Here is a 777-nt window from a genome sequence, read left to right on the forward strand (position 1 = left end):
AAGTAATCTGATAAAAGTGAATTCTTTTCGTTTCCTCGTGAGTGGTATTGCGATTACTGTGCCAACTTAATAAGTCATTGTTTTTATTGAAATAGAATTTAAATAGCTCCAATCGTTGCAAAATGACCTGTAATTATTTCCTTTGAATGGATTCTTATTTGTAATTTTTTCTTATTCCCCACAAGCAATCACGCGCAATTAATAACCACTACCATGCTTACTCCTTATATTATCTGGCATCTCTCACACTCAATATTCATGGCATACAAAATGCTAGATATAAAATGCCACATGAAAAATATTGTTCATATTTAATGGCTAAGGCATCGCAATATAAGTTGCGCTTAAGCACTGCAATAAAGTAACCGCAGTAAAATAAAGGAGAAGATATGAGAAATGAAAACATCGCCTCAATCATTGAGCTTATTCACAGCGGTAATGATATTTACAAGAAAGCGATTGATAACATCGACAACACATCGCTAAACCATGTATTGCAGGATCTGGTTCATGTACGAGAACACGCCGCATTAGAGTTGAAACCTTATGCGATTGCGAATCCTCAAACTGCCGACGACACGCCCGTGTCTTACACCATCAAGGCACGCGAAGTGTACAGTGATGTAATGAAAGAAGTGTCGTCAGACAAAGAATCGATGTACTTGGAACAGCTCGAAGGCGTGGAAAGTAAGGTATTGAAAGAGATCGAAAACGTCATCACCGCGCAGCCAGATCAAGCAGATAACGCCGTACTGCTCAAAGTGCGCAGTGACATCA

1 protein-coding gene is annotated in these 777 nt (G+C 38.9%); it reads left to right on the top strand.

The genetic code is table 11. The annotated features are described in order from the left end of the window. Nucleotides 1–389 precede the first annotated feature (389 nt). Nucleotides 390–777, top strand: a 388-nt coding sequence (locus R7O13_RS26220) for a PA2169 family four-helix-bundle protein (RefSeq protein ID WP_318305122.1), incomplete at its 3' end; no start/stop codon positions are given.

The organism is Vibrio sp. Y176, assembly GCF_033438945.1.